The organism is Actinosynnema sp. NPDC059335, assembly GCF_042752395.1.
Taxonomy (GTDB): domain Bacteria; phylum Actinomycetota; class Actinomycetes; order Mycobacteriales; family Pseudonocardiaceae; genus Actinosynnema.
This window is the reverse complement of sequence record NZ_JBHYXZ010000005.1, coordinates 59,790-67,997: the sequence shown is the minus strand read 5'-3', so window position 1 is coordinate 67,997 and position 8,208 is coordinate 59,790. Positions and strand designations below refer to the sequence as shown.

Annotated in this window: 9 protein-coding genes; 7 read left to right on the top strand and 2 right to left on the bottom strand. The window is 74.9% G+C overall.

The genetic code is table 11. The annotated features are described in order from the left end of the window. Positions 1-37: 37 nt before the first annotated feature. Genes ACFXGA_RS02740 through ACFXGA_RS02730 form a run of 3 tightly spaced genes read left to right on the top strand, consistent with a single transcriptional unit; the run spans position 38 to position 3,017 of the window. Entirely contained in the window at positions 38-826 is a 789-nt protein-coding gene (locus tag ACFXGA_RS02740; protein WP_378083731.1) for a carbohydrate ABC transporter permease, read from the top strand. Then, the gene (locus ACFXGA_RS02735) at positions 823-1,668 is read left to right on the top strand and encodes a carbohydrate ABC transporter permease (protein WP_378083729.1); all 846 of its coding nucleotides are present in this window, start codon (positions 823-825) and stop codon (positions 1,666-1,668) included. Before ACFXGA_RS02740 ends, ACFXGA_RS02735 begins: the two co-directional genes overlap by 4 nt. Further along, positions 1,665-3,017: a beta-N-acetylhexosaminidase gene (locus tag ACFXGA_RS02730; RefSeq protein WP_378083727.1), complete on the top strand. Its 1,353-nt coding sequence runs from the start codon at positions 1,665-1,667 to the stop codon at positions 3,015-3,017. Before ACFXGA_RS02735 ends, ACFXGA_RS02730 begins: the two co-directional genes overlap by 4 nt. Positions 3,018-3,023: 6 nt before the next feature. Here ACFXGA_RS02730 and ACFXGA_RS02725 read toward each other — a convergent pair whose 3' ends face one another. Both ACFXGA_RS02725 and ACFXGA_RS02720 read right to left on the bottom strand, forming a co-directional pair. Next, a complete protein-coding gene (locus tag ACFXGA_RS02725) occupies positions 3,024-3,266 on the bottom strand; it encodes a PspC domain-containing protein (protein ID WP_378083725.1) in 243 nt (80 codons plus the stop codon). Positions 3,267-3,338: 72 nt separating this feature from the next. After that, on the bottom strand, positions 3,339-4,145 hold the full coding sequence (locus tag ACFXGA_RS02720; protein WP_378083724.1) for an NADP-dependent oxidoreductase: 807 nt from the start codon (positions 4,143-4,145) through the stop codon (positions 3,339-3,341). 73 nt (positions 4,146-4,218) lie between these two features. Between ACFXGA_RS02720 and ACFXGA_RS02715 the strand changes: the two genes are divergently transcribed. The 4 genes from ACFXGA_RS02715 to ACFXGA_RS02700 are packed head-to-tail and all read left to right on the top strand — an operon-like array spanning position 4,219 to position 8,168. Next, a complete protein-coding gene (locus ACFXGA_RS02715) occupies positions 4,219-5,112 on the top strand; it encodes an AraC family transcriptional regulator (protein WP_378083722.1) in 894 nt (297 codons plus the stop codon). Next, a complete protein-coding gene (locus ACFXGA_RS02710; protein ID WP_378083721.1) occupies positions 5,109-5,987 on the top strand; it encodes an AAA family ATPase in 879 nt (292 codons plus the stop codon). Before ACFXGA_RS02715 ends, ACFXGA_RS02710 begins: the two co-directional genes overlap by 4 nt. Next, the gene (locus ACFXGA_RS02705) at positions 5,984-7,069 is read left to right on the top strand and encodes a VWA domain-containing protein (RefSeq protein ID WP_378083719.1); all 1,086 of its coding nucleotides are present in this window, start codon (positions 5,984-5,986) and stop codon (positions 7,067-7,069) included. Before ACFXGA_RS02710 ends, ACFXGA_RS02705 begins: the two co-directional genes overlap by 4 nt. Continuing rightward, positions 7,062-8,168, top strand: coding sequence for an XdhC family protein (locus ACFXGA_RS02700; RefSeq protein WP_378083717.1), 1,107 nt, complete (start codon positions 7,062-7,064; stop codon positions 8,166-8,168). Before ACFXGA_RS02705 ends, ACFXGA_RS02700 begins: the two co-directional genes overlap by 8 nt. Positions 8,169-8,208 lie beyond the last annotated feature (40 nt).

Sequence of the window (8,208 nt, the reverse complement as noted above, 5' to 3'; positions counted from 1 at the left end):
GGGGGGGGTGGGGTGCCCACACACTTCCTCGCGTGGTGTGCTTCCCGCGGTCGCCGCCCCGGCCGCGCGGGGGGGGGGGGGGGCCCCCCCCCCCCCCTTCCTGGGCCTGGGCAACTACGCGACCCTGTTCGCCGACGCGCGGTTCTGGTCCGTGCTGGGGCAGACCGTCGCGTTCGCCGCGGTGTGCGTGGCGGGGACCCTGCTGGTCGGGACCGTGCTCGCGGTGCTGGCCACCAGGGTCCGCGCCTGGGCCCGGACGACGTTGTTCCTGGCCGCGCTGGGCGCGTGGGCGACGCCCGCGGTCGCCGGGTCCACGATCTGGCTGTTCCTGTTCGACGCCAACCTCGGGTTCGTCAACGAGGTCCTGGGCACCACCGGGTTCTCCTGGACCTACGACAAGTGGGTGGCGTTCGGGCTGGTCGCGGCGCAGGTGATCTGGTGCTCGTTCCCGTTCGTCATGGTCACCCTGTACGCGGGGATCAAGGCCGTCCCGGGCGAGGTGCTGGAGGCCGCCGCGCTGGACGGCGCGAGCACGGCGAGGACCGCGCGGAGCGTGATCCTGCCGCTGCTGCGGCCGCTGCTGATCGTGGTGACGATCCAGTCGATCATCTGGGACTTCAAGGTGTTCACCCAGGTCTACGTCATGACCAACGGCGGCGGCATCGCCGGCCGGAACCTGGTGCTCAACGTCTACGCCTACCAGCAGGCGTTCGCCGCCTCCGAGTACGGGCTCGGCGCGGCCATCGGCGTGGTGATGACGGTGCTGCTGCTGCTCGTCACCCTCGGCTACCTGCGGGCGTTGCGGCGGAGCGGGGAGGTGCTGTGAACCGGCGCGTGTCGCGGGGGATCGCCGAGGGCGTCACGGTCGCCGTGGCCGCCGTGGTGGCGTTCCCGCTGTACTGGATGGTGCTCACGGCGCTCAAGCCGGAGGCGGAGGTGATCTCGGCCGACCCGCGGCCGTGGACCCTCGCGCCCACGCTCGACAGCTTCGTGCGGGCGTTGACCGTGCAGAGCTTCGGCCGCTACCTGCTCAACAGCGTGGTGGTGGCGGTCGCGGTGGTGCTGCTGAGCCTGCTGATCGCGTTCCTGGCGGCCACCGCGCTGACCCGGTTCCGGTTCCGCAGCCGCACCACGCTGCTGATCATGCTGCTCGTGGTGCAGATGGTGCCGGTGGAGGCGCTGACCATCCCGCTGTTCTTCGTCATGCGGTCCGTGCGGGACGTGGCGCCCGCGTTCGGGCTCAACCACCTCGGCTCGCTGGTGCTGGTGCACCTGGCGTTCAGCCTGCCGTTCGCGATCTGGATGCTGCGCGGGTTCGTCGCGGCCGTGCCGGCGGAGCTGGAGGAGGCCGCGACCCTGGACGGCGCGTCCCGGTCCCGGTTCCTGTGGCAGGTGCTGTTCCCGCTGGTCGCGCCCGGTCTGGTGGCGACGAGCGTGCTGTCGTTCATCCACGCGTGGAACGACTTCCTGTTCGCCAAGACGTTCATCATCTCGGCGGCGGAGAACCAGACCCTGCCGCTGGCGTTGCAGGTGTTCGTCAAACCGGACCAGAACGACTGGGGCGCGATCATGGCAGGATCGACGCTGATGACGATCCCGGTGCTGATCTTCTTCGTCCTCGTGCAGCGGCGACTGGTCGCGGGCCTGGCCGGGGCGGTGAAGTCGTGACGATCCTGCCCCGCCCCGTGTCGTTCACCAGGGGTGACGGCGAAGTCCCGTTCGACGGCACGTTCCAGGTCGAACGGGTGGCGGGCCCCGCCGAGGGCTACCGCCTGTCCGTGTCGGCGGAGGGCGTGCGCGTCCGGGCGTCCGACGACGCGGGCGAGTTCTACGCGCGGCAGACGTTGCGGCAGCTCAGCGGGCCGCGGGCGTTCCGCGCCGTGCCGCCCGGCGCGGTCACGCTGCCGGTGTGCGAGGTGGTGGACCACCCGCGGTTCGCGTGGCGCGGCGTGATGCTCGACGTGGCCCGGCACTTCCTGCCCAAGCACGACCTGCTGCGGTACGTCGACCTGCTCGCCGTGCACAAGCTGAACGTGCTGCACCTGCACCTGACCGACGACCAGGGCTGGCGGTTCGAGTCGCGGCGCTTCCCCCGGCTGCACGAGGTCGGCGGGTGGCGGCCCGACTCGCGGTTCGGCGACCGGCGCTCCGGCGGCTTCGCGGGCCGGCCCCACGGCGGCCACTACACCCAGGACGACCTGCGGGAGGTCGTCGCGTACGCGGCGCAGCGGCAGGTCACCGTGGTGCCCGAGATCGACGTGCCGGGGCACAGCCAGGCCGCCATCGCGGCCTACCCGGAACTCGGCGTGTCCGGCGGCGGGGTGTGGACCGACTGGGGCGTCAACCCGAACGTGCTGCGGTCCGACGAGTCGGTCGTGGACTTCTACCGGCAGGTGTTCGACGAGCTGCTGGACGTGTTCCCCGGCGAGGTGGTCGGGCTCGGCGGCGACGAGGCGGCGGGCAGCGACGGGCGGCTCGTGCGCCGCCTCGCGCAGCACCTGCACCAGCGCGGACGGCGGCCGTTCGGGTGGGACGAGGTGCTCGGCGTCGGACCGCTGCCGACCCGCACGGTCGTCGCGGCGTGGCGGGGCGAGGACGCGGGCCTCACCGCGCTGGACCGCGGCCACGACGTGGTGATGTGCCCCGAGCGGCGCCTCTACCTCGACTACCGGCAGTCCGACCACCCCGACGAGCCGATCCCGGTCGGCACCGTCACCACGCTGGAGGACGTCTACCGGTACGAGCCGGCGGCGGCGGACCGGGTGCTGGGCGCGCAGGCGAACCTGTGGACCGAGCACCTCGACTCGCCGCGGCGCCTCGACTACGCCGCGTTCCCCCGGTTGAGCGCGTTCGCCGAGGTCGTGTGGAGCCCCGCCGGGCGGGACGAGGCGGAGTTCCTGACCCGGCTGGCCGAGCACCACCTGCCGCGGCTCGACGCGCTCGGCGTCGAGTACCGCCCCCTCGACGGTCCCCGGCCGTGGCAGCGGTTGCCGGGAGTGCCCGGCTTCCCCCGCTGACCGGCGTCACTCCGCCTCGGGCACGAGGATCCAGGCGGCGAGGTAGAGGATCGCGCCGGCGCCGACGCCGAACAGGGTGGCGGCGACCAGCAGGATGCGGATGAGCGCGGCGTCCACCCCGAGCATCTCGGCGGCGCCGCCGCAGACGCCGGCGACCATCCTGTCGGTGCGGCTGCGGCGGAACTTCCTGACCTTGTCGGTCGCCTGGTTCAGCACGTCGGTGGCCTGGTGCATCGTGTTGTTCGTCATGGCTCAAGGGTGCTCCGCGGGGGCCGTTCGGGGCATCGGGGACGCACCCTGACTTCCCCCGGACCCCCGCCCTCAGGGTGTCACCAGGACCTTGCCCCTGAGGTCGCCCGCCTCGGCCCGCCGGTGCAGTTCCGGCAGGTCCGCGAGGTCGTGCCGCTCCGACACGTCGACCGCCACCACGCCCCGGTCCACCAGGTCCACCAGCCGCGCGAGCCCGTCCGCGTCGAACCGGGTGACGAAGTGGGCGTCGGGGGCGTCGCTCGCGGTGGCGGAGACGACGACCCCGCCCAGCCGGGCCACCTCCGCGTCGGCGACCAGGTTGAGCACGACGTCGAACCGCCCCACCGGCCCGTACCCGACGACCTCGTCCGCGCCCAGTGCCCGCACGGCGGCGGCGCTGCGCGCGGACGCGGTGGCGGTCACGTGCGCGCCCGCGTGCTTGGCCAACTGCACCGCGAAGCCGCCGATCCCGCCGCCCGCGCCGTTGACCAGCACCCGGTGACCGGGCCGCACGCCCCCGTGCTCGACCACCATCTGCCACGCGCTGAGCCCGGCCAGGGGCAGCGCGGCGGCGTCCGCGAGCGGGATGGCGCGCGGCGCGGGGACCAGCCGTTCCGGCGGGGCGACGGCGTACTCGGCGGCCGCGCCCTCGATCCAGCCGACCACCGGCGCGCCGTCGACCGTGCCCGCCACGTCCCAGCCCAGCGCGTGCGGCAGCGGGAGGGCGAACCGGCCGGCCCGCACCGCGACCTCCGTCGGGTTGAAGGAGGTCGCGGCCACCCGCACCAGCACCCGGCCGGGCCCGGGCTCCGGGATGGGGACGTCGTCCACCACGATCACCTCGGGCCCGCCGTACGCGTGGATCCGTGCGCTCCTCATGTCGGCGAACGCTAAGCGCCACCCGGAAGACGATCCATGCGCGCGGATCCCGCGATCATGTTCAATCGTCTTCGTGGACGTGCTGAGCGACGTGATCACGGTGATGCGCACCGGGCGGCCCGTCGCCGCGCGGGTGGCGTGGGAGGCGCCGTGGGCACAGCGGTTCGCGCCGGTGCCCGGCGCGTCGGGGTTCCAGGTCGTGCTGGAGGGCACGTGCTGGCTGCTGCGCGACCACGCCGAGCCGGTCGCGCTGCGCGCCGGCGACGTCGTGTTCCTGCCCGACGGCCGGGGGCACGTGCTCGCGGACAGCCCCACCACCCCGCCGGCCGGCGAGGCGTGCGACCCGAACGCCCCGGGCTTCGCCGCCGACCACCCCGTGCCCGCAGACCCGACCACCGTCACGGTGTGCGGCGCGTACGAGCCGGCGGACGTCCACCCGCTGCTGCGCGACCTGCCCGACACCGTGCTCGTGTCCGGCCCGGAGCCGCGCGCCGCCGCGACCCTCCTCGCCGCCGAGCTGGAACACCCGCGGCCGGGTTCGGACGCCCTCGTCCCGGCCCTGCTCGACACCCTCCTGCTCTACCTGCTGCGGGCCTGGTTCAGCGGTCGGGAGCACACCACCGGCTGGGCCGCCGCCCTCACCGACCCCGTCGTCGGCACGGCGTTGCACCACATGCACCGCGACCCCGCGCACCCGTGGACGGTCGCGGCCCTGGCCGCCGCGTCCGGCCTGTCGCGCGCCCCGTTCGCCAAGCGCTTCACCGCCCTGGTCGGCCAACCCCCGATCGCCTACCTGACGTGGTGGCGCATGACCACCGCCGCGCGGCTGCTGCGCGACACGGACGCGCCGCTCGCCGCCATCGCCGGCCGCGTCGGCTACACCTCGGAGTTCGCGTTCGCCGCCGCGTTCAAGCGCGCCCACGGCGCCGCGCCGGGCCGCTACCGCCGCCTAGGCTCGGGGACGTGACGCCAGACGACCTCGCCGAACGGCTGGACCGGGTCGGCTACCTGCCCGACCGGGGCATCGCCACCGCCGCCTACCTGGCCCTGCGGATGCACCGCCCGCTGTTCTGCGAGGGCGAGCCGGGCACCGGCAAGACGTCCCTCGCGGTCGCCCTCGCCCGAGCCCTCGACCTGCCCCTGATCCGCCTCCAGTGCCACGAGGGCATCGACGCCACGCAGGCCCTCTACGACTGGGACTTCCCGCGGCAGCTGCTGCACCTGCGCGCGCTCGAAGCGGCCGGCCCGGTGGACGCCGGGCAGGCCGAGGCGTCCCTCTACACGCGCCGGTTCCTGCTCGCCCGCCCGCTCCTGCGGGCGCTGGAGGACGCGCCGTGCGTGCTGCTCGTGGACGAGGTCGACCGGGCCGACGACGAGTTCGAGGCGTTCCTGCTGGAGATCCTGGCCGAGAACGCCGTCACGATCCCCGAACTGGGCCGCGTCGCGGCGGCCACACCACCGCTGGTCGTCCTCACCTCCAACCGCACCCGCGAGGTGCACGACGCCCTCAAGCGCCGCTGCCTCTACCACTGGCTGGAGCACCCCGACCTGCCCCGCGAGGTCGCCATCCTGCGCCGCCGGCTGCCCGGCGTCACCGAGCGCCTGGCGCACCAGGTCGCCTCGGCCGTGCGCCGGCTGCGGGAGCTGGACCTGCTGAAACCGCCGGGCGTCGCGGAATCCCTGGACTGGGCCGAGGCCCTGCTCACCCTGGGCCGCGCCGAGCTGGACGCGGAGACGGCGGCGATCACGCTCGGCGCGGTGCTGAAGTACCGGGAGGACGCCCGCCGCGCCCTTTCGGCCGGTGTGCTGGACGGGGTGGCCGAAGGCACAATCGGGAGATGACGGGAGCCGGGGCGTCCACCGGGCTCGTGGGTTTCGCCCGCGCGCTGCGGCACGGTGGCGTGGCGTGCGGGCCCGAGAGGGTGCACGCGTTCGTCGCCGCGGTCGGGCTGCTCGACCTCGCCCGGCCCGAGGACGTGTACTGGGCGGGCCGCGTCACGCTGTGCGGCGAGCCCGACGACCTGCCCCGCTACGACGCGGCGTTCGCGGCCTGGTTCGGCGGGGTGGGGTGGCGGTCGCCCGCGGCACGCGCGCGGCGGCCCGGACGGCTCGCCGCGCTCGGCGGCGGGGACGGGACGGGCGGGCGGCGGTCCGAGGTGCTCAAGGTCGCCGCCGGTGACGTCGAGGTCCTCCGGCACCGGGACATCGCCGGCCTCAGCCCCGCCGAGAAGCGGCACCTCGACGAGCTGCTGGCCGCGCTCGACCCCGTGCCGCCCACCCGGCGCGCGCTGCGCCGCACCCCCGCCCGCCGGGGCGTGCTGGACCCGCGCCGCACGCTCCGGGACATGCTGGCCACCGGCGAGCCGACCCGGCCCCGCCACCGCCGCCGCGCCACCCGGCCGCGCAAGGTCGTGCTGCTGATCGACGTGTCCGGCTCGATGAAGCCCTACGCCGACGCCCTCCTGCGCTTCGCGCACGTCGTGGCCCGTCGCATGCCCGTCGAGGTCTGCACGCTCGGCACCCGCCTGACCCGCGTCACCCGCCAGCTCCGCCACCGCGACCCCGAGCAGGCGCTGGCCGCCGCCGCCCGCGCCGTCCCCGACTTCGAGGGCGGCACCCGGCTCGGCGAGACGATCAAGGTCTTCCTGGACCGCTGGGGGCAGCGCGGCGCGGCCCGCCGGGCCGTCGTCGTCATCTGCTCGGACGGCTGGGAACGCGGCGACACCGCGCTGCTCGCCGAGCAGGCGGCCCGGCTGCGCCGCCTCGCGCACAAGGTCGTCTGGGTCAACCCGCACGCCGGCCACGACGGCTACCAGCCGGTGCAGTCCGGCATCGTCGCCGCCCTGCCGCACCTGGACCGGCTGCTCGCCGGGCACAGCCTCGACACCCTGCACGCCCTGCTGGAGGAGGTCCGACTTGCGTGATGTCCTGGCCGACCTGGTCGAACGCGTGGACCGGGGGGAGACCGTCGGCGTCGGCACGGTCGTCGCCACGTTCAGCTCCGCGCCGCGCCCGCCCGGCGCGGCGATGCTGGTCGGCGCGGACGGTGCCGTCGTCGGCAGCGTCTCCGGCGGCTGCGTCGAGGGCGCGGTGTACGAGCTGGCGCGGGAGGTCGTCGGCTCCGGCGAGCCCGTGCTCCAGCGGTACGGGGTGAGCGACGACGACGCGTTCGCGGTCGGCCTGACCTGCGGCGGCATCATCGACGTCTACGTGGAGGCGGTCAGCCGCGCCACGTTTCCCGAGCTGCCCGAGGTGCTGGAGTCGGTGCGGGCGCAGGAGCCGGTGGCCGTCGCCACGGTCGTGGAACACCCCGAGTGGGTGGGCCGGCGCGTCGTCGTCTGGCCCGACCGCGCCGCGGGCGACCTGCCGTCGGCGCGGGCCCGCGACGCGATCACCGACGACGCCCGCGGCCTGCTCGCCACCGGCCGCAGCGGCACCCTGCGCTACGGCCCGGACGGGCAGCGCCGCGGCGAGGGCATGGCGGTGTTCGTGAACTCGTTCGAGCCGCCGCCCCGGATGCTGGTGTTCGGCGCGATCGACTTCGCCGCCGCCGTCGCCCGGCTCGGCGCGTTCCTCGGCTACCACGTCACGGTGTGCGACGCGCGCCCCGTGTTCGCGACCAAGAGCCGGTTCCCCGACGCCGCCGAGGTGGTCGTGGACTGGCCCCACCGCTACCTCGCCGCCCAGGCCGAGGCGGGCCTGGTGGACGAGCGGACCGTGGTCGCCGTGCTCACCCACGACCCCAAGTTCGACGTGCCGCTGCTGGAGGTCGCGCTGCGGCTCAAGATCGGCTACGTCGGCGCGATGGGCTCCCGCCGCACCCACGACGACCGGCTGCGCAGGCTGCGCGAGGCGGGCGTCACCGAGGACGAAGCGGCCCGACTCGCGTCCCCGATCGGCCTGGACCTCGGCGCGCGCACCCCCGAGGAGACGGCGGTGTCGATCGCGGCCGAGATCATCGCCCTGCGCTGGGGAGGGGGAGGTGACCGCCTGACCAGCACCGACGGGGCCATCCACAAGTGAGGGTTGTTTGACGCGACAACGACGAGCAGGCTCGGTGTGG

Bases quoted from the DNA above. Each gene is read 5' to 3' on its own strand.
- ACFXGA_RS02725 (WP_378083725.1), bottom strand. From the start codon at position 3,266: ATGACGAACAACACGATGCACCAGGCCACCGACGTGCTGAACCAGGCG.
- ACFXGA_RS02720 (WP_378083724.1), bottom strand. From the start codon at position 4,145: ATGAGGAGCGCACGGATCCACGCGTACGGCGGGCCCGAGGTGATCGTG.
- ACFXGA_RS02705 (WP_378083719.1), top strand. From the start codon at position 5,984: ATGACGGGAGCCGGGGCGTCCACCGGGCTCGTGGGTTTCGCCCGCGCG.